Origin of the sequence: Paraburkholderia sprentiae WSM5005, from assembly GCF_001865575.2 — a bacterium.
GTDB lineage: Bacteria > Pseudomonadota > Gammaproteobacteria > Burkholderiales > Burkholderiaceae > Paraburkholderia > Paraburkholderia sprentiae.
Window position 1 is genome coordinate 1,339,022 of sequence record NZ_CP017561.2, and the last position, 20,561, is coordinate 1,359,582.

14 protein-coding genes and 1 pseudogene are annotated in these 20,561 nt (G+C 63.3%); 12 read left to right on the top strand and 3 right to left on the bottom strand.

Going from position 1 to position 20,561, the window contains the following annotated elements; genetic code table 11:
* Positions 1–10 precede the first annotated feature (10 nt).
* Together BJG93_RS06130 and imuA are read right to left on the bottom strand one after the other, a co-directional pair.
* Complete coding sequence (locus BJG93_RS06130; RefSeq protein WP_174566105.1) at positions 11–1,480, bottom strand: Y-family DNA polymerase; 1,470 nt, start codon at positions 1,478–1,480, stop codon at positions 11–13.
* The gene (gene imuA, locus BJG93_RS06135) at positions 1,410–2,117 is read right to left on the bottom strand and encodes a translesion DNA synthesis-associated protein ImuA (RefSeq protein ID WP_027197445.1); all 708 of its coding nucleotides are present in this window, start codon (positions 2,115–2,117) and stop codon (positions 1,410–1,412) included. Before imuA ends, BJG93_RS06130 begins: the two co-directional genes overlap by 71 nt.
* A 184-nt stretch (positions 2,118–2,301) precedes the next feature.
* On the opposite strand from imuA, the gene BJG93_RS06140 reads away from it, so the two are divergent.
* The gene (locus tag BJG93_RS06140) at positions 2,302–2,709 is read left to right on the top strand and encodes a GFA family protein (RefSeq protein WP_027197446.1); all 408 of its coding nucleotides are present in this window, start codon (positions 2,302–2,304) and stop codon (positions 2,707–2,709) included.
* 56 nt (positions 2,710–2,765) lie between these two features.
* Here the strand turns inward: BJG93_RS06140 and BJG93_RS06145 are convergent, their stop codons facing one another.
* A complete protein-coding gene (locus BJG93_RS06145; protein WP_027197447.1) occupies positions 2,766–3,461 on the bottom strand; it encodes a TetR/AcrR family transcriptional regulator in 696 nt (231 codons plus the stop codon).
* 270 nt (positions 3,462–3,731) lie between these two features.
* Here BJG93_RS06145 and BJG93_RS06150 point away from each other — a divergent pair, with 270 nt between their 5' ends.
* From BJG93_RS06150 to BJG93_RS06200, 11 genes and pseudogenes are all read left to right on the top strand, one after another.
* A complete protein-coding gene (locus BJG93_RS06150; RefSeq protein WP_027197448.1) occupies positions 3,732–5,009 on the top strand; it encodes a Zn-dependent hydrolase in 1,278 nt (425 codons plus the stop codon).
* A 115-nt stretch (positions 5,010–5,124) separates the two neighbouring features.
* On the top strand, positions 5,125–6,471 hold the full coding sequence (locus BJG93_RS06155) for an NAD(P)-dependent oxidoreductase (protein WP_027197449.1): 1,347 nt from the start codon (positions 5,125–5,127) through the stop codon (positions 6,469–6,471).
* A 53-nt stretch (positions 6,472–6,524) separates the two neighbouring features.
* On the top strand, positions 6,525–7,835 hold the full coding sequence (preA, locus tag BJG93_RS06160) for an NAD-dependent dihydropyrimidine dehydrogenase subunit PreA (RefSeq protein ID WP_071336540.1): 1,311 nt from the start codon (positions 6,525–6,527) through the stop codon (positions 7,833–7,835).
* Between the two features lie 47 nt (positions 7,836–7,882).
* Positions 7,883–9,391, top strand: coding sequence for an NCS1 family nucleobase:cation symporter-1 (locus BJG93_RS06165; RefSeq protein ID WP_027197450.1), 1,509 nt, complete (start codon positions 7,883–7,885; stop codon positions 9,389–9,391).
* Between the two features lie 29 nt (positions 9,392–9,420).
* On the top strand, positions 9,421–10,872 hold the full coding sequence (gene hydA / locus BJG93_RS06170) for a dihydropyrimidinase (protein ID WP_027197451.1): 1,452 nt from the start codon (positions 9,421–9,423) through the stop codon (positions 10,870–10,872).
* An 88-nt stretch (positions 10,873–10,960) separates the two neighbouring features.
* A complete protein-coding gene (gene phaP, locus BJG93_RS06175) occupies positions 10,961–11,539 on the top strand; it encodes a TIGR01841 family phasin (protein WP_154671816.1) in 579 nt (192 codons plus the stop codon).
* 205 nt (positions 11,540–11,744) lie between these two features.
* Positions 11,745–12,857, top strand: coding sequence for a BMP family ABC transporter substrate-binding protein (locus BJG93_RS06180; RefSeq protein ID WP_154671817.1), 1,113 nt, complete (start codon positions 11,745–11,747; stop codon positions 12,855–12,857).
* Between the two features lie 184 nt (positions 12,858–13,041).
* Entirely contained in the window at positions 13,042–15,438 is a 2,397-nt protein-coding gene (locus BJG93_RS06185; RefSeq protein ID WP_027197453.1) for a phosphoketolase family protein, read from the top strand.
* A gap of 91 nt (positions 15,439–15,529) precedes the next feature.
* A pseudogene (locus tag BJG93_RS06190) lies at positions 15,530–15,886 on the top strand (PTS sugar transporter subunit IIA); the annotation flags it as partial.
* A 72-nt stretch (positions 15,887–15,958) separates the two neighbouring features.
* Positions 15,959–18,457 carry a glycogen/starch/alpha-glucan phosphorylase gene (locus BJG93_RS06195; protein ID WP_027197455.1) on the top strand — a complete coding sequence of 833 codons (2,499 nt, stop codon included), beginning with the start codon at positions 15,959–15,961 and terminating at the stop codon, positions 18,455–18,457.
* The gene (locus BJG93_RS06200; RefSeq protein ID WP_027197456.1) at positions 18,444–20,534 is read left to right on the top strand and encodes a glycogen debranching protein; all 2,091 of its coding nucleotides are present in this window, start codon (positions 18,444–18,446) and stop codon (positions 20,532–20,534) included. Before BJG93_RS06195 ends, BJG93_RS06200 begins: the two co-directional genes overlap by 14 nt.
* Positions 20,535–20,561 lie beyond the last annotated feature (27 nt).

Sequence of the window (20,561 nt, forward strand, 5' to 3'; positions counted from 1 at the left end):
TCCGCGCCTGTCAGCCGAACAGGCCATGCAGGAACCAGCGTTGCTCTTCTTCCGCGTCGCGGCTGCTCACGCGTTCGCGGTAGATCCAGTAGCAGCTCTGGTCTTCTGCCTGCGCGACGAAGTAATCGCGCGTGACGAGCTCGCCGTCGAACCAGCCGCTCTCGATGCGCTCGCCCGGCGACACCATGCGCAACGGCGAGCCATAAAACGGGCGGTGCTGGCGCATCAGCAGGCGCACGGGCGTGTCGAGCATCCACGTCGGGCGGGGCAGATTCCGCGGCAGCGCGCCGGGCTTGATCGGCTGCGAGACCGGCAGCCAGCGGTTCGCGATCTCCGGCCGATGATCGGCGCTCGGCGCGGGTTTCAGCACGTTCTCGTCGCCCAGCCGCGCGGCCAGCAGTTCGAGCAGGCGCTCGTGGTCCTCTTTCGAGCCGCCCGGTTCGGGAAACAGCGTGTCGGACGTGGGCGCGGCCGGCTCGACCTTCGATGCATCGAGCCGCAACGCAATCACCGGCGCGGCGAGCTCGATACGATGCAGCCGCTCCTTCAGCAGGCGAATCAGATGTTCTTCGCGCCAGCTCGGCTCGCCGAGTGCGATGTCGAGCGTGGTCGGCTCGATTGCATCGCGGCCTCGCTCGTGTTCGAGCGACAGGCGAATGCCGGTGAGCGCGAGCTGTTTCGCGCACAGCCATCCGCACAGTTGCACGACGAGCCGCTGCGCGCCGAACACCGCGCCATCCGCGTGTTCGAGCCGGTCGGGCATCTCGATGCGCGCCGAGAACGTGGGCGGCAGTTCGAGCCAGTCGAACAGTTCGGGCGCGGTCCCGAACGCGCGGTCGAGCGAGTCGAGCAGATGTTCGCCGCAGCGGCGCTGCAAGCCGGCGCGGGGCAGGCGGCGCAGATCGGCGATGCGCTCGCAGCCGAGGCCCGTGAACCAGTCGGCGAACGGGCGCACTTCGGGCACGGCGAGCATCGGCAGGGCGCACAGGCGCCGTTCGAGCGACGCGAGCTTCAGCACGCGGCGGTTGCCATACTTCGCGAGCAGCCACGCGCCCTGGCCGGTCGGCGCGGCACTGATGCGCGCGCTGAAACCGAGCGCGTCGAGGATGGCCTTCGCATCGCGGCACAGCGCGAGCAGGCCGCCAAAGAGCCGCAGACTCGCGCCGATCTCGACGACGACCGTCGCCTCATCGAGCAGCGCGACTTCGGGCGAGAAGCGCATCAGCGCGATGCCCACCTCGCGATGGGCCGCCGCCTCGCGGCCGCTATCGCGCTCATACATGGCCGTCTGCGGCGACAGCGTCAGCACGCCGCCGCGCTTCATGCCGGGACGCACGCCTGCCGAGCGCGCGGCGGGGTCGGCCATGACCACCTTGTCTTTCTCCAGCACCGCGCAGCCATGCGCGGGCTCAGGCGACCACTTCGGTCTGAAGACCTCGAGCGGCAACTTTGGCAGATGAACGGCGAGAAAGACGCGCATGTCGGGAAAGCAGAACGGGGGTGGGTTGAAGGGGAATCGACAGGGGCTCTGCGCGAGCGGGCCCTCGTCGTTTCACGATGTCGATGGTGAGACCTTCGGCCGATGGCCTGAGCGCGAGCCGCAGCAGCGCGGGCGATGCATCCTGCGCGGTGGCGAGCGGCCGCACCATGATGAAAAGTGTCTCCGACGATTGCGCGGCCAGATGCAGACGGCGCAGCGACGACGCCTGCGCGTGCTGCGCCCAGAAGATCAGCGCGCCGCAACTGCCGGCGCGCAGGATCTGCTCGGCCGACCACAGCGCGTCGGCGGTTTTCGGCGCATTGATCCACAGCACCTGCTGCAGCGACAGGCCGATGTAGTTGAGCCCGAGGCCGTCCGGTGTATGCGGCGGTTGCACGAAGGCGACCGGACGCTCGCCGACGGCGCTGAGCGCCGGCTGCAACAATCGCAGTTCGCCGACGCCGGCCTGCTGCACGAGCAGATCGACCAGCGCGCCGAGTGGCCAGCCGCCGCCGGGCAATTCCGCCGACAAGGCCGGATAGCCGGTATCGACGCTGCGGCCGCGGCCAGCGGCCAGCTGGGACGCCCGCCACAAGGACGGATGAATGGCTTCCGGTGCTGGCAGGGCGGCTATCATTGACGAAAATACCTGTATGGATATACAGTATCCTACATGTTTTTTACGAGATAGCGAACAGGCACTTTTTTAGAGGCGGGTTCATGGACAGGGGTACGGCGACGCCGATTGCAACGGCTCATGCATTGGCAGCGCGAAGTCATGCCGTCCATAATTGCAGCGGCCCTCAACCCCGGAGACCCCCATGCTGCGCACGTACCTCGGAAGTTGCCATTGCCAACTCGTCAAGTTCGAAGCGCGCATCGACTTCGACGAGGGCACGTCCAAATGTAATTGCAGCTACTGCAGCAGGCTGCGATTCTGGCACGTGCAGGTTCGCCGCGAAGACTTCCGCCTGCTCTGCGACGAAGCCGTGCTGAACGAATACCAGGGTAACAACCTGGTCGCGCATCACCCGTTTTGCAAACGCTGCGGGGTCCACGTATTCGATCGCATCGACATGCCCAACGGCACAGGGTATCCGTATATCAACGTGAACATCATGTGCCTCGATGAACTCGATCTCGACGCAGCGTTGAATGCGCCAGTCACCTATCGGGACGGACTGCACAACGACTGGGGCAATCCGCCGGTGCAAACGCGGCATCTTTGATTGCGCCGGTCGGCGCGCTCTTCGGGCGCGATGGGAAAGGCTCGCCAAGCAGCCTGCTAGGTCTTCTTCGCAGACGGAGACCTAGCGCCGCACGCACGGATCACAAGTTGCACGACGTGTTCAGTGACCGAACCGAAAGCCTTTCGCGACAGTGCACGCTTGCCGCTGAGCGCGCGTATCTGCGCATCGAAATCCGCGTAGTGCTGCGTCGTGGCCCAGATCATGTACATCAGCGTTTGCGCATCCACGTTCGCGAGCAGGCCGCGCGCGACCCAGTCGTCGATGACGGTCACGCGCGTGTCGAGCCACGGCTTCACGCGTTGCGCGAGGATGTCCTGCATGTGCCCGGCGCCGTGAATGATTTCGTTCGCCCATACCTTCGATCCGAGCGGCCGCCGTCGCGACAACTCCATCTTCGCGCGCACATAGCCGCCGATCGCTTCCACCGGGTCGTCGCTCCCTTCGAACGTATTCGCCGCGCGATGCCAGTCTTCGAACAGGTCTTCGAGCACGCGACGATAAAGTGCGAGCTTCGTCGGGAAGTAGTAGTGGACGTTGGCTTTCGGTAGGCCCGCGCGTTCGGCGATCATTGCCGTGCTCGCGCCTTCGAAGCCGCGCTCCGCGAACACGGCCTCCGCGCACGCCAGAAGATGCGCTTCGTTGCTCTCGCGAATCCGAGCCTTGCGACGCCGCAAAGGTGGCGCTGCATCGTCGTTAGCCGTTTCGCTCAACAGTGTGTCGTGGTGTTTCATCGTTAGCCCTGGCGCCGCGTCGCGCTTTATTCTAGCTGCTTTGCGCCCGCGTCCACCGGGTCATTCGCGCCGTGTTGTGGTGCGGGAAGAAGACCGGCTTCATTGCAATGGCATGCTTCTCGCTCTGATCGCCAACTGTTTGGGCTCGCACGAAAGACATTGATTTCATGATTTTAGTCAGCTACAACCTGTCCAACTGGACAGGATTGGAAGCAGGCATCGCGTCGGGGTTTACCACGCAAGGCGTCTCGATCGAGAGGAGCAAGACGAATGAATGCGACACCCGAAGGGTTGAAACAAGGACTCGATACGTCGATCCGGGTCAACGGCAAACGGCTGTGGGATAGCCTGATGACGATGGCGAAGATCGGCGCGACGATGAAAGGCGGCGTCTGCCGTCTCGCGCTCACCGATCTCGACAAGGAAGGGCGTGACCTCATCGTCAGTTGGGCGAAGCAGGCGGGCTGCACCGTGAGCGTCGATCAGATGGGCAATGTGTTCATGCGGCGCGCGGGCTCGAACCCGAATGCGTTGCCGGTGATGACGGGCTCGCATGCGGACTCGCAACCGACGGGCGGCCGCTTCGACGGCATCTACGGCGTGCTCGGCGGACTCGAAGTGATTCGCAGCCTCAACGACCGCAACATCGAAACCGAGCATCCAATCGAAGTCGTGATCTGGACCAACGAAGAAGGCTCGCGCTTTGCGCCCGCGATGGTCGCGTCGGGCGTGTTCGCGGGCGTCTTTACGCTCGACTATGGGCTCTCGCGCAAGGACGTGGACGGCAGGACGATCGGCGCAGAGCTCCAACGTATCGGCTATGCCGGCGACGTGCCGTGCGGCGGCCGGTCGCTGCACGCGGCGTTCGAATTGCATATCGAGCAGGGGCCGATACTCGAAGCCGAGCAGAAGACGATCGGCGTCGTCACCGATGCGCAAGGTCAGCGCTGGTACGAGATCACGCTGACGGGCCAGGAAGCGCATGCAGGCCCGACGCCCATGCCGCGCCGCAAGGACGCATTGCTGGGCGCGGCGCGCGTCGTCGATCTGGTGAACCGTATCGGCCTCGAGCACGCGCCGCTCGCGTGCGCGACGGTCGGCATGATGCAAGTGCATCCGAACTCGCGCAACGTGATTCCGGGCCGGGTGTTTTTCACGGTCGATTTCCGGCATCCGGACGACGCCGTGCTCGCGAAGATGGATGCCGCGTTGCGCGACGGGGTGGCGAAAATTGCCGGCGGCATCGGCCTCGACACCCAGCTTGAACAGATCTTCTACTACGAGCCCGTCAAGTTCGACGCGGCATGCGTGAAGTCCGTGCGCGCCGCGGCGGAACGCTTTGGTTATTCACATCGCGACATGGTATCGGGCGCGGGTCACGACGCATGCTATCTCGCGCAAGTCGCGCCGACATCGATGGTGTTCGTGCCCTGTGTCGATGGGATCAGTCACAACGAAGTCGAAGACGCGACGCCCGAATGGATCGAGGCGGGCGCGAACGTATTACTGCACGCCATGCTGGAGCGCGCTTGCGAGAGCGACTCCTAGGCGCGCGATGATGCTGTAGCGCCGCAACGCTTCACCCACAAAATACGCTGCCCCGGCTTCGTTCGCGCGAAGCCGGCAGGCACGACTACGTCCTCACTTTGACGAAGGAACGTCTATGGCCATCAAGCAAACCGGCGACATCGCGGCGCACCGGCTGTCGTCCGAACAGCTTTCGTGCGAATTCGGCGATATTGCGCCGCTGCTCGATCCGACGGCCGCCGCCGCCGCTGCGAGCCGCTGTCACTACTGCTACGACGCACCGTGTGTGCAGGCCTGTCCGACGCAAATCGACATTCCAGGCTTCATCCGCAAGATCGGCAACGGAAACCTGAAGGGCGCCGCCACCGATATTCTTTCCGCGAATCCATTGGGCGGCATGTGCGCGCGGGTGTGCCCGACGGAGATCCTTTGCGAAGGCGCGTGCGTGCGCAATCATCAGGACGCGCAGCCGGTGGCGATCGGCGCGTTGCAGCGGCATGCGACGGACTGGGCGATGGGGCGCGAGGCTGTGCAGTTCAAACGCTCGACGGACAGCGGGCGTCACGTGGCCGTCGTCGGGGCGGGTCCGGCGGGACTTGCGTGCGCGCATCGTCTGGCGGTGGCGGGGCATCGCGTGACGATCTACGACGCCCGCGATAAAGGCGGCGGCCTCAACGAATATGGCATCGCAGCGTATAAGAGCGTCGACGACTTCGCGCAACGGGAAGTGCGATGGCTGTTGTCGGTCGGCGGAATCGAGCTGGAGACCGGTGTCGCATTCGGTCGCGATATCGCGCTCGAGACGTTGCGGCAGCACCACGATGCCGTGTTTCTTGCGGTCGGACTCGCAGGTGCGCGCGCGTTGGAACTCGAAGGCGAGTCGCTGGACGGCGTCATGAACGCGGTCGAATTCATCGAGCAGGTGCGTCAGGCGAAAGACCTGTCGACGGTACCGGTGGGGCGGCGCGTGATCGTGATCGGCGGTGGCAACACCGCTGTCGATGCCGCCGTGCAAAGCCGCAAGCTCGGCGCGACGAGCGTGACGATGGCGTACCGGCGCGGCCTCGAATCGATGAGCGCGACCTGGGCTGAGCGCGAATTCGCGCAGAAGCAGGGCGTGACGCTCATCACGCATGCGAAGCCGGTCCGCTTGATCGGCGGCGATCGATCAGTGTCAGGCGTCGAATTCGAGCGCTCCGTAAAGGGCGGCACGGAGCGCTTCACGCTGGAAGCCGACATGGTGCTCAAGGCCATCGGTCAGACACTGGTTGCGCTCGGGCTCGAGCGTGAGCTGTTGACGTTCGATCAAAGCCGGATTGCCGTCGATGCCGACATGCGTACGTCGTTGGACAAGGTTTGGGCGGGCGGCGATTGCGCGGCATCAGGCGGCCTCGATCTGACTGTGCAGGCCGTGCAGGACGGCAAGCTCGCGGCCGCATCGATCGATGCGGCTTTTGCGCTCGCCGCCGTCAAGGCAGCCTGAAAACGCAGACGCACGCAACGTCATCCGCAAATCGAATCCCTACGGAGCCGAACATGGCCGATCTACGCTGCACGATTGCCGGCATCACTTCGCCGAATCCCTTCTGGCTCGCGTCGGCGCCGCCGACCGACAAAGCCTATAACGTGAACCGTGCATTCGAGGCGGGCTGGGGCGGTGTCGTGTGGAAGACGCTCGGGCTCGATCCGCATGTGGTCAACGTCAGTTCGCGTTACGGCGCGGTGCAATGGAACGGCCAGCGCATTGCGGGTCTGAACAACGTCGAACTGATCACCGACCGTCCACTCGATGTCAATCTGCGCGAGATCAGACAGGTCAAGCGCGACTGGCCGGAGCGCGCGTTGATCGTCTCGCTGATGGTGCCTTGCAACGAGCGCGACTGGAAGTGGATTTTGCCGCTCGTCGAGGACACCGGCGCCGACGCCGTCGAACTGAACTTCGGTTGTCCGCATGGAATGAGCGAGCGCGGCATGGGTTCGGCTGTCGGCCAGGTTCCCGAGTATGTCGAGATGGTCACCCGCTGGGTCAAGGAAGGCACGAAGCTACCCTGTCTGGTGAAGCTCACGCCGAACGTCAGCGACATCCGCATGGGTTCGCGTGCCGCCTACAAGGGCGGCGCGGACGGTGTGTCGCTGATCAATACGATCAACTCGATCGTCGCGGTCGATCTCGACCAGATGGCGCCGATGCCGACCGTCGACGGCAAGGGCACGCACGGCGGCTATTGCGGTCCCGCGGTCAAGCCGATTGCGCTGAACATGGTCGCTGAAATCGCGCGCGACCCGCAAACGCCGAATCTGCCGATCTCCGGCATAGGCGGCATTTCGTCGTGGCGCGATGCGGTCGAGTTCATGGTGCTGGGCGCCGGCAGTGTGCAGGTATGCACGGCAGCGATGCACTACGGCTTTCGCATCGTGTCCGATCTCGCGGACGGTCTGTCGAACTGGATGGACGAAAAAGGCTACGCGACGCTCGACGATATCCGCGGCCGCGCCGTGCCGAACGTCACCGACTGGAAGTACCTGAATCTCAAGTACGACATCAAGGCGCGCATCGATCAGGACACTTGCATCCAGTGCGGCCTCTGTCATATCGCCTGCGAGGACACCTCGCACCAGGCGATCACGCGTGAGAAAGACGGCAAGCGTCATTTCGAAGTGATCGATGCAGCGTGCGTCGGGTGCAATCTTTGCATGCATGTGTGTCCGGTCGAGCAATGCATCACGATGGAGCGTGTCGATAGCGGCGAGTACGCGAACTGGACCACGCATCCGAACAATCCGGCGCATGTCGTTGCAGGCGCAGCGGAAACGGCTGATGCGGAGCAAGCGGCCAAAGTAGCCTGAAAAAGGCGGCACCCACAATCAACGGACAATCAAGTGGAGATCCATCGATGAAGCAGACAGCGCAATCCGCCGACGCGTCGCATGCGACCGGCACGCACGGCGGTAGTCTCTATAACGACGACCTCGCGCCGACGGGCCCGGCGCAGCGCACATGGAGGTGGTATCACTTCGCGGCGCTGTGGGTCGGCATGGTGATGAACATCGCGTCATACATGCTCGCGGCCGGCTTGACGGAGGCGGGCATGTCGCCGTGGCAGGCGGTGTCGACGGTGTTGCTCGGCAATCTGATCGTGCTGGCGCCGATGCTTCTGATCGGACACGCGGGCGCCAAGCACGGCATCCCGTACGCGGTGCTCGTGCGCTCGTCGTTCGGCACCCAGGGCGCCAAGCTGCCCGCGATGTTGCGAGCGATCGTCGCGTGCGGCTGGTATGGCATCCAGACGTGGCTCGGCGGGAGTGCGATCTATACGCTGCTCAACATCCTGACGGGCAATGCGCTGCATGGCGCGGCGCTGCCGTTCCTCGATATCTCGGCCGGACAGCTCGCCTGCTTTATGGCGTTCTGGGCGTTGCAGATCTACTTCATCGTGCATGGCACCGATTCGATTCGTCGGCTCGAAAGCTGGTCGGCGCCGATCAAGGTCGTGATGTGCATTGCGCTGGTGTGGTGGGCGACATCGAAAGCGGGCGGCATCGGCTCGATGCTGTCAGCGCCGTCGCAGTTCGTAGCGGGCGGCAAGAAGGAAGGGCTTTTCTGGGTGACGTTCTGGCCGAGCCTGACCGCCATGGTCGGCTTCTGGGCGACGCTCGCGCTGAATATTCCCGATTTCACGCGCTTTGCGAAGACCCAGCGCGATCAGATCGTCGGCCAGTCGATCGGATTGCCGGTGCCGATGGCGCTGCTGTCGGTGATCTCGGTCGTCGTTACCTCGGCCACGGTCGTGATCTACGGCAAGGCCATCTGGGACCCGATCGATCTGACGAGCCGCATGACGGGCATCGGCGTCGGCATCGCGCTCGTCATTCTCACGCTCGACACGATGTGCTGCAATCTCGCCGCGAATCTGGTCGGCCCTGCCTACGACTTCTCGAGTCTGTGGCCGAAGCGCATTTCGTACCGCACCGGCGGCTTCATCACGGCAAGCATCGCGATCGGGATGATGCCGTGGAAGATTTTGGCGACGACGCAGGGCTACATCTTCACCTGGCTCGTCGGCTATTCCGCGCTGCTGGGTCCGGTCGCAGGCATCCTGATGGTCGACTATTTCTTCATTCGCGGCACGCGGCTCGAACAGCGCGACTTGTTCGACGAAAACGGCGAATACAGCTATACGGGCGGCTGGAACCTGGCCGCCGTCGTCGCGCTGGCGATCGGCGTGCTACCTAATCTGCCGGGCTTTTTGCACACGGCGTTCCCCGCATCGTTCCCGAACGTGCCGGCCTTTCTCAACACGCTCTACACGTATGCATGGTTCGTGGGACTGGCGCTCGCATCGATCGTCTACGGCACATGGATGAAGCTGCGCAGTGCGGGCACGAGCATGGCGAACGCTTGAATTTCGTGATTTGAAGGAGGAGGCAACCGATGACAACCCTGATTCGCGGCGGCACGGTGATCGATTCCGACCGCACGCATAGAGCCGACGTGTTGATCGCGGACCCGCAGGACGGCGGCACGATCCTGCAGATCGACCGCACCATCGAGCCGCCCGATGGCGCGAAGCTCGTCGATGCGCACGATCAGTACGTGATGCCCGGCGGCATCGATCCGCACACGCATATGGAGCTGCCGTTCATGGGCACGACGGCCAGCGACGATTTCTATACGGGCACGGCCGCAGGCCTGTCGGGCGGCACCACGAGCATCATCGATTTCGTGATTCCGAGCCCGAAGCAGCCGCTGATGGATGCGTTTAAGGAGTGGAGGGGCTGGGCGGAAAAGGCATCGTCGGATTACGGCTTTCACGTGGCGGTGACGTGGTGGGACGACTCGGTCTATCGCGACATGGGCACGCTCGTGCACGAGCATGGCGTGTCGAGCTTCAAGCACTTCATGGCCTACAAGAACGCGATCATGGCCGACGACGAAGTGCTCGTCAACAGCTTCTCGCGATCGCTCGAACTCGGTGCGCTGCCAACCGTGCATGCGGAGAATGGCGAACTGGTGTTCCAGTTGCAAAAGCAGCTATTGGCGAAGGGCTTCAAGGGACCGGAAGCCCATCCGCTGTCGCGTCCGCCGCAAGTGGAAGGGGAGGCGGCCAATCGCGCGATTCGCATCGCGCAGGTGCTCGGCGTACCCGTCTACATCGTGCACGTGTCGGCGAGAGAAGCGGTCGAAGCGATTTCGCGCGCGCGCAACGAGGGGCAGCGGGTGTTCGGCGAAGTGCTGCCCGGGCATCTGGTGATCGATGAATCCGTGTATCGCGACCCCGACTGGACGCGGGCCGCCGCGCATGTCATGAGTCCGCCGTTTCGCACGAGCGAGCATCGCGAGGCGCTATGGCGCGGCCTGCAATCGGGCCAGCTGCATACGACTGCCACCGACCACTGCGTGTTCTGCGCGTCGCAAAAGGCGATGGGACGCGAGGACTTCACGAAGATACCGAACGGCTGCGGCGGCGTCGAAGACCGGATGTCAGTTCTATGGCACGAGGGCGTGAATCGCGGACGCATCACGCCGAATGAGTTCGTGCGCATCACGTCGACGAATGCCGCGCAGATTTTCAATTTGTATCCGCGCAAAGGGGCCGTGCAGGTCGGCGCGGACGCGGATCTCGTCGTCTGGGACCCGGCTGCGACGAAGACGATCTCGGTGAAAACGCATCATCAGAAGGTCGACTTCAACATCTTCGAGGGAATGACCGTGCAGGGCGTCGCGATGCACACGTTCACACGCGGCGCGCATGCGTGGGCGGACGGCGAGCTGCGCGCGCAGCGTGGCGCGGGGCAATACCTGAAGCGGCCGCCGAACGCTGCGTACTACGACGCGGTGCGTGTCGCGAACAAGCTGAAGGAGCCGCATCCCGTCGAACGCTGAGGTACTGATCGGGCGACCGGCCCCTCGGCGCGGCTGAGGCGACGTGTCACGCGCGCGCGACGAATCGGCGGGAACGGTGCTTGCGGCAATGCAGCAGGAAGTCCGTGCACCCTTGGCCAACCGACGTGGAAAGATCCACGGCTCAACCCTCGAGGAGTCGAAGATGACTGAACATGCCATTGCATTGCCCAACGACCTTCATAGCAGAGCGTCCCAACGTGCGGCATCGACTGCTGCCGGAATGAACGATCTGGCGGAGCTCTGCGTCGGCACCGCCGAGCGCATCGCGGAACTCAACAGCCGGGCGATACACACGACAATCGACGAGCAGCGTGCGATCGCGCTGGAAGCCACCGACGAATGCTCACCGTTCGGCGCATGGCGCTTGCAGACGAGCTACGCGCTCGCGGGCACGGCGAAGGCGGTGGCCTATTGGCGGCATTTCAATGCGATCGTACTGGACGCCGTGGTCAACGCTGTCAACGTTGCAGAAACCCGAGTGAATAGCAATTTCATGGCGTTGAATGGCGCCTTCGAGGACACCGCGTCAGGCGTCGCTTCGTCGATTCTGACGGGCGATCCCGCCCCGGCAGTTCGAGGCGTGGATCAGGCCGTGCAGATTCTCGACACCGACGGCAAAGCAGTGGTGCCGCCTCGTTCGCACTAGGCGCCCGGACGCCTACCGCGCGGTCCGGCAGTCGAGTCTGCAAAGGGCCGCGCCCACGCTTCATATCGAAACCGTTATACCGCCCATAACGGAGTTTGTTTTCGGCCGGGATATTGGCTCCGCACCATTTCCGCTGACATGACGCGCCAAGGCCCTCCGCTGGTGGGCCGGCCGCGTTATCCGTTTTCCCGTCCCCGGAGATTTCATGACAATAAAAATGGTTCGCGCCGCCGTCCGCTCGCTGTCTTACCCCGCCACGCTGCTAGCCGTACTGGGCGCCTCTGCGGCGTTGAACACCGCCGTCATGGCCGCCCAGCCGATGGGTGTCGCGTTCGTCTATCTCGGCAACCCCGGCGATGCAGGCTGGACCTACGCGCACGAGCAAGGCGTCAAGGCGATCGAAGCGCAGTTCGGCGACAAGATCAAGGTCACTCGCGTCGAGAACGTGCCCGAATCGGCCGACTCGGAGCGCGTGTTCCGCGACCTGGCGAGCAAAGGCAACAAGATCATCGTTGGTTCGAGCTTTGGCTTCCAGGACTTCGAACTGAAGACGGCGAAGGATTATCCCGACGTTGTGTTCGAGCATGCGACCGGCTACAAGAAAGCCGCAAACTTCGCGACGTATGACGTGCGCACGTATCAGAGCGCGTATCTGGCGGGGCTCGTCGGCGGCTATACGACCAAGACGGGCACGCTGGGCTTCGTAGGATCCGTTCCTGTTCCTGAAGTGGTGCGCAACATCGACGCATTTACGATGGGTGCTCGCTCGGTCAATCCGAATGCGAAGGTGAAGGTGGTATGGATCAACAGCTGGTTCGATCCCGGCAAGGAGAAGCAGGCGGCTGAAACGTTGATCGGGCAGGGCGCCGACGTGCTGATTCAGAACACCGATTCGACGGCGACGATGCAGACGGCCGAGCAAAAGAAGGTGCATGCGTTCGGCTGGGACTCCGACATGAAGAAGTTCGGCCCGAATGCGCAACTCGGCGCATGTGTGAGCAACTGGGGCGTCTACTACTCGCATCTGATCGAACAGGTGCAGGCGGGCAGATGGACCAACGCGCCGACGTGGTGGGGCCTCAAGGAGAAAGCCATCGACCTTGCCAGCATCAACCGGGACGCCGTCTCGCCGGGCGCGCAAAAGGCGCTGGCGCAAAAACGCGACGACATCATAGCCGGCAGGTTCGATCCGTTCGCCGGGCCGATCAAGGATCAGAGCGGTGCAATCAAGGTCGCCCTGGGCAAGTCGCTCTCCGACGCCGAACTGCTGCGGCTCAACTGGTTCGTAGAGGGCGTCGATGGCTCGCTACCGAAGTAGCGCCTTCAACGTCCGATTAAAGCGTCGAGACGAGACGCCCTAGGACCAAAGTCTCATGTCGTTTGACGCTTGCACGCGCTAAGCTGGCAACCGGTACACCGCCTCGGGCGTCCATCCATGTCGCCGTCAACGGGGTCGACACCGTTCACTTGTGGTCGAGGCTACAAGGACAGGAGGCGCCAGCATGAACAACGATCGCGCATCGGATGCTTCGCATCACGCCACGCTTTCAGGCGAGGAACTCGGGCGCATCGACGCCTGGTGGCGCGCCTGCAATTATCTTTCGGTTGGAATGATTTATCTCAGAGACAATCCGCTTTTGCGTGAACCTCTGAACGTCGCACACGTTAAGCACCGTCTGCTCGGACATTGGGGCGCAAGCCCCGCGCTGTCGTTCGTCTGGGCTCACCTGAATCGCGTGATCAAGCGCGATGATCTCGACGTGATCTTCATGGCCGGCCCCGGACACGGTGCGTCGGGCGTACTGGGCCCCGCTTATCTGGAAGGCACCTACTCGGAGGTGTACCCGGACAAGAGCGAGGACGCCGAAGGCATGCAGAAGTTCTTCAAGCAGTTCTCGTTTCCGGGGCATATTGGCTCACATGTGACGCCCGAGACGCCCGGCTCGATTCACGAAGGTGGTGAACTCGGCTACAGCCTTTCACATGCTTACGGCGCGGCGCTCGATAACCCCGATCTGATCGTCGCCTGCGTGGTCGGCGATGGCGAGGCCGAGACCGGCCCACTCGCCACCGCGTGGCATTCGAACAAGTTCATCAATCCGGTGCGCGATGGCACCGTCCTGCCGATCCTGAACCTGAACGGCTACAAGATCGCCAATCCGACGATCCTCTCGCGCATCAGCCATCAGGAACTGAAGGCGCTATTCGAGGGCTATGGCTATACGCCGTATTTTGTCGAGGGATCGGAGCCGTCGGAGATGCATCAGAAGATGGCCGGCACGCTCGACACGGTCATCAGCGAAATCCGCGCGATTCACGAAAGGACGCGTGCCAACGGTAACCCCGAGCGTCCACGCTGGCCGATGATCGTGCTGCGTACGCCGAAGGGCTGGACCGGACCCAAGGAGATCAAAGGCCACAAGGTCGAGGGTTCGTGGCGTTCGCACCAGGTGCCGTTTTCCGATGTGCGCGGCAACCCCGCGAATCTCGAACTGCTGGAAAGCTGGCTGCGCAGCTACAAGGCCGACGAGTTGTTCGACGACAACGGCCAGTTGATCGCTGAGCTGCGCGAGCTTGCGCCGCAAGGGCCACGCCGCATGAGCGCCAATCCGCATGCGAACGGCGGCGTGCTGCGCCGCGAGTTGAAGCTGCCGGACTTCCGCGACTACGCGGTCGAGGTCGCCCATGCCGGCAAGGTGCTGCGCGAGAATACCCAGCCGCTCGGCCAGTTCCTGCGCGACACGATGCGTTGCAATATGAACACGTTTCGCGTCTTCGGCCCCGACGAGACCGCGTCCAATCGTTTGCAGGCCATCTACGAGGTGAGCAGGAAAGTATGGATGGCCGACATGCTGCCGGAGGACGACGACGGCGGCGAACTCGCACGCGACGGCCGCGTGATGGAGATGCTCTCCGAACACACGCTGATGGGTTGGCTCGAAGGCTATCTGCTGTCCGGCCGTCATGGCTTCTTTCACACTTACGAAGCGTTCGCCCACGTGGTGGACTCGATGTTCAACCAGCACGCGAAGTGGCTGGACGTGTGCAAGAACCATGTGCCGTGGCGCGCTTCGGTGGCCTCGGAGAACATCCTGCTTTCGTCGACGGTATGGCGTCAGGATCATAACGGCTTCTCGCATCAGGACCCCGGTTTCATCGACCTCGTGACCAACAAGAGCCCGTCGGTCACGCGCGTCTATTTACCGCCGGACGCCAACACGCTGCTCGTCGTCGCGGATCGATGCCTGCGCTCGACCGACTGCATCAATGTGATCGTCGCCGACAAGCAGAAGCATCTGCAATTCACCACCATCGACGAAGCGGTCGTGCATTGCGCAAAGGGCATGGGCGTATGGCGGCGTGCGAGCAATGACGAAGACATGGAAGCCGATGCGGTGATGGCTTCATGCGGCGACGTCGCCACGCAGGAAGCACTCGCGGCCACGGCTATCTTGCGCGAGCGTCTGCCCGAGCTGAAGCTGCGCTTCGTGAACGTGGTCGATCTGTTCAAGATGCAGCCGGTGACCGAGCATCCGCACGGCTCGACCGAGCGCGAGTTCGACAGTCTGTTTACCGTCGACAAGCCCGTGATCTTCAATTTCCACGGCTACCCGTGGCTGATCCACAAGCTGGCGTATCGCTTTCGCAATCACGAGAATCTGCACGTTCGCGGCTACACCGAGAAAGGCAACATCAATACACCGCTCGAACTGGCGATCCTCAACAAGGTGGACCGCTTCAATCTGGTGCTCGACGTGCTCGACCGCGTGCCGCGCTTGCAGGGCAGAACCGCGCATCTGCGCGAGGACATGAGGAACGCAATCATTCTCAACCTGAACTACGCGCACGAGCACGGCACCGATAGCCCGGAGATTTCCGAATGGGTGTGGCCGTACTGACCGGTTCGTAGTGGGCGCCGTGCATCGCTCGCTCGCACGGCTCGGATCGACTGCATTCAGGCGAGCGTCGAAAGCATGAGGGGTCGTCGCAATGAAAGCTCCTGAGCATCCTCTGCGTATCGCGCTGATCGCGCCACTTTCAGGCGTCATGGGGCCGCTCGATAGCGTGCCCGATCCGGTCTTCGCGCAGAAGATGGGCGACGGCGTGTCGATCGATCCGACTTCGGACGAGTTGCTCTCGCCGCTTGCCGGCAAGGTCACGCAGCTGCATCAGTCCAGCCACGCGGTGGCGATCATCGGCGAAAGCGGGCTAGAAGTCCTGCTCCACATCGGACTCGACGCCGTGCTACTGCGCGGCGAGGGCTTTATGCCGCTGGTCAACGAAGGCGACACGGTCGCGCTCGGCACACCGCTGATCCGTTTCGACCCGGTGGTGGTCGGCGCGGAGGATCTCGCGAATGCGCTGCGCTGGACACCGGCAATCCATCCAACCCCGGCATGACAGGCGAGGGCAGCGATCATGAACGATATTTCCACAGCAGAGGCCGCGTCGAACGCACAAGCCGCGTCGCAGGATGTGAGCGGCTACGCGTTTCAGCACGACGTGGTGAGGAATCTGATTTGCCGCGTGGGGCGCTATCCAGACATTGCGAGCCCGCAAAACTGGTACATGGCGCTTGCCTACAGCGTGCGCGATCGGATGCTCGCGCGCTGGTCCGCGTCGACGAAAGTCTATGCGGAGAAGGACGTCAAGGTCGCCTGCTACCTTTCCGCGGAGTTCCTGATCGGCCCGCAACTCGGCAATAACCTGCTCAATCTCGCCATGCAGGACGAAGCGCGTGAAGCGATGCACGCGCTCGGCCAGGATCTCGACGCGCTCCTTGCAATCGAGGAAGAACCCGGGCTTGGCAATGGCGGACTCGGACGCCTGGCCGCCTGCTATATGGACTCGCTGTCGACGCTCGAAATTCCGGCGATCGGGTACGGCATCCACTACGAGTTCGGCATCTTCGACCAGCAAATTCGCGACGGCTGGCAGGTCGAGGTGACCGACAAGTGGTTGCAGAACGGCAATCCTTGGGAAATCGTGCGGCCGGACGTGAGCCATTACGTCGGCTTTGGCGGACACACGCAACACCAGATCGACGACCAGGGACGCCTGCGCGTGAGCTGGATTCCGGCGCGGCAAGTGAAGGGCGTCGCGTGCGATCTGCCGGTGCAGGGCTATCGCGTCGATACCTGCAACATGCTGCGGCTCTGGAAGAGCGAAGCGGTCGAATCGTTCGACTTTCAGGACTTCAACGCCGGCCAATACTACGAGGCGGTGCAGGAAAAAGTCGTGTCGGAAACCTTGTCGAAGGTGCTCTATCCGAACGACGAACCCGAAGCGGGCAAGCGCCTGCGGCTCGCACAGCAGTACTTTTTCGTTTCGTGTTCGCTGCAGGACATGCTGCGGCTGATGGTACGAAAGGGCACGTCGCTCGAGCATTTCGAGGACCTGTTTGCCGTGCAACTCAACGATACGCATCCGTCGATCGCGGTGGCCGAGCTGATGCGTCTGCTGCTGGACGTGCACGGACTTGCGTGGGATACCGCATGGCAGATCACGCAGCGCACTTTCGCGTACACCAATCACACGCTGTTGCCCGAGGCGCTGGAAACGTGGAGCCTGCCGCTCTTCCAGAGCCTGCTGCCGCGCCCGCTGGAAATCATCTACGAAATCAACCGCCGTTTTCTCGACGACGTGCGGCGCGAGTTTCCGGGCGACGACGCGCTCGTCGCACGCATGTCGCTGATCGACGAACGCGGCGACAAGAAAGTGCGCATGGCGCATCTCGCGACGGTGGGCAGTCATGCGGTCAACGGTGTGGCCGCGTTGCATTCGGATCTGCTGCGCCAGACCGTGATGCACGATTTCGCCGAGATGTATCCGCAGCGCTTTCTCAACGTGACGAACGGCGTGACGCCTCGCCGCTTCCTGATGTTGAGCAACCCACGCCTCGCGGGCCTTATCGATCAAACGATCGGCGCCGACTGGCGCACCGATCTCACGCGGCTCGACAAGCTCGCCGCACACGCCGACGATGCCGGCTTTCACGAAGCGTGGCGCGCGAGCAGGCGCGACAACAAGGCCGCGCTCGCGGCACGGATCGCGAGCGCAACCGGCATCGACGTCGATCCGGACGCGCTGTTCGACATTCAGGTCAAGCGCATCCACGAGTACAAGCGGCAGCATCTGAACGCGCTCTACATCATTAGCCTCTATCACCGGCTATGCCGCAATCCCGCGCTCGACATTGCGCCGCGCTGTTTTATCTTCGGCGGCAAGGCCGCGCCTGGCTACGCGATGGCCAAGCTGATGATTCGACTGATCACCGGCATCGCTGAAGTCGTCAACCATGACCCGGTCATCGACGGCCGGCTGAAGGTGGTGTTCTATCCGGACTTCAACGTGAAGAGCGGGCACTGGGTCTATCCCGCCGCGGACCTGTCCGAGCAGATTTCGACTGCGGGCAAGGAAGCATCGGGCACGGGCAACATGAAGTTCATGATGAACGGCGCGCTGACGATCGGCACGCTCGACGGCGCCAATGTGGAGATCCGCGAAGAAGCGGGCGCCGACAACTTCTTCCTGTTCGGCTTGAGCGCGCAGCAGGTCGAAGAGTTGAAACGCAACGGCTATCGCCCGTCCGACTATGTGGACTCCAACGAGGACTTGCGCGAAGCACTCGCGCAGATTGCGCAAGGCCGTTTCTCGCGCGGCGATCCAGCTGTATTCAGGCCGCTCGTCGACAATCTGTTGCGCTCGGACCCGTTCCTCGTGCTGGCCGATTTCGCGGACTACGTCGCGTGTCAGGATCGCGTGAGCGACGCGTGGCGCGATGCGCGGCGGTGGACGCGCATGTCGATCATCAACACGGCGCGCTCCGGCAAGTTCTCGTCGGATCGTGCCATCGGCGAGTACTGCGAGCGCATCTGGAACGCGCGAGCAGTGAGGATAGGCCGTGCTCAGCCCTAACGTCGAAAGCACGCGCAGTTATCGGGCATGCCCCGGCTCGCGATTTCCGCCCGGTGCGTCGGTCGTGCCGGACGGCGTCAACTTCTGCATTTTTTGTCGGCATGCGACTCACCTCGATCTGCTGCTTTACGCTTCGACAGAGAGCATCGAGCCGTTTCAGATCATCGCACTCACGCCCGAAAGAAACCGCACCTTCTATTTCTGGCATGTGCTGGTCGAAGCCCTTCCGGTGCCGTGCTGGTATACGTGGCGCGCCTACGGCCATCATGGCGTGCCGCAGGTCGACGACGAAGCCGGCAGTCGTTATGAGTTGCTCGATCCCGCCGCGCGCGCGGTCAGCGACCGCCACTGGCATCGCCAGGCCGCTGCCGGTGGGCGCGAACCGGGGCATGCGTCCTTTCGAGCCATCGTCACCGAACCGCTGCCCGAACGCGAAGACGTGGCCGAGCGCACGCTCGACGACGCGATCATCTACGAACTGCATGTGGGCGGTTTCACGCGCGATCCATCGAGCGGCGTTCGGGATCCCGGCACGTTCGCGGCGCTGATCGAGAAGATTCCTTATCTGAAGGAGTTGGGCATCACGCACATCGAGCTGCTGCCGGTGATGGCCTTCGATGAGCAGGACGTGCCTGCATCGGCGGCCGCCAATGGGTTCGTCAATTACTGGGGCTACAGCACGCATAGCTTCTACAGTCCGCATCCGCGCTACTGCGTCGAGCCGGAACGCGCGCCGCAGGAATTTCGTGCGTTGATCGACGCGATGCACGTGGCCGGTATCCGCGTGCTGCTCGACGTGGTGTTCAATCACACCGCGGAAGCGGGCCTGAGCGGTCCGGTCATTAATTTCAAGGTGCTTGCCAACGAAGTCTTCTATCACGTCGATCCAGCCAATGGCGGACGCTATCTCGACTACACGGGCTGCGGCAACACGGTCAACTGCAATCATCCGCTGGTGTCGGCGTTCATCCTGCACTGCCTCGAGTACTGGGTGCGGGAACTCGGCGTGGACGGCTTTCGCTTCGATCTCGCGAGCGTCTTCACGCGCGGCGAAGGCGGCGCGTTGCTGGGCACGCCGCCGCTGCCTTGGGCGATGGAAGCGTCGCCGGTGCTGGCGCGGGTGCCGCTGATCGCGGAGGCGTGGGACGCGGCGGGCCTGTATCACGTCGGTGCGTTCCCGGGCATGGCGTGGGCCGAATGGAATGGCCGCTATCGGGATGTGATCCGGCGCTTCGTGCGCGGCGACCCCGGAATGATCGGCCAGATGTGCACGGGCCTCGCGGGTAGCGCGGACCTTTATGAGGCGGACGGCAGACTGCCCGTGAACAGCATCAACTTTGTGACCTGCCACGACGGCTTTACGTTGCGCGATCTCGTCAGCTACGACGCGAAACGCAACGACGCAAATGGCGACGACAACCGCGACGGCAGCAACGACAACCTGTCGTGGAACTGCGGCACCGAAGGCGACACGGACGATGCGTCGATCGCACGCCTGCGTGCGCGGCAGGCACGCAACTTCATCGCGATCCTGCTGCTGAGCCAGGGTGTGCCGATGCTGCTCGCCGGCGATGAAAGCCTGCGAAGTCAGCGCGGCAACAACAACGCGTACTGCCAGGACAACGCGCTGTCATGGATGGACTGGCGTTTTTCCGCTGACGCGCTCGACATGCTGCGTTTCGTGCGCGGGATGATTGCGCTTCGCAAGCGTCACCCCAGTCTGCGCCGCCGCCGGTTCCTGACGGGCGCTACGGCGCAGGGGCGGACGCATCCCGACGTCGCCTGGCATGGCGAGCGACTCGGATCTCCCGCATGGGACGACCCAAACGCTCGCCTGGTCGCGTTCACGCTTGCCGGGCTTGCGCCTGGCGAGCCCATGTTGCACGTGATTCTCAACATGAACCCGGAGGCGCGCGATGCAGAGCTTCCCACCCTCGACGACGCGAACTGGCGGCGCATCGTCGATACGGCTGGGCAACCGCCATCGGACATTGTCGTGGCTGTTGAGAACGCCCGCGGCGAATGCGATAACTGCCGTGTCGAAGCGCGCAGCGTCGTCGTGTTCGAATCGCGATGAACGGTCGCAATCGCGCTGGACGGTGCG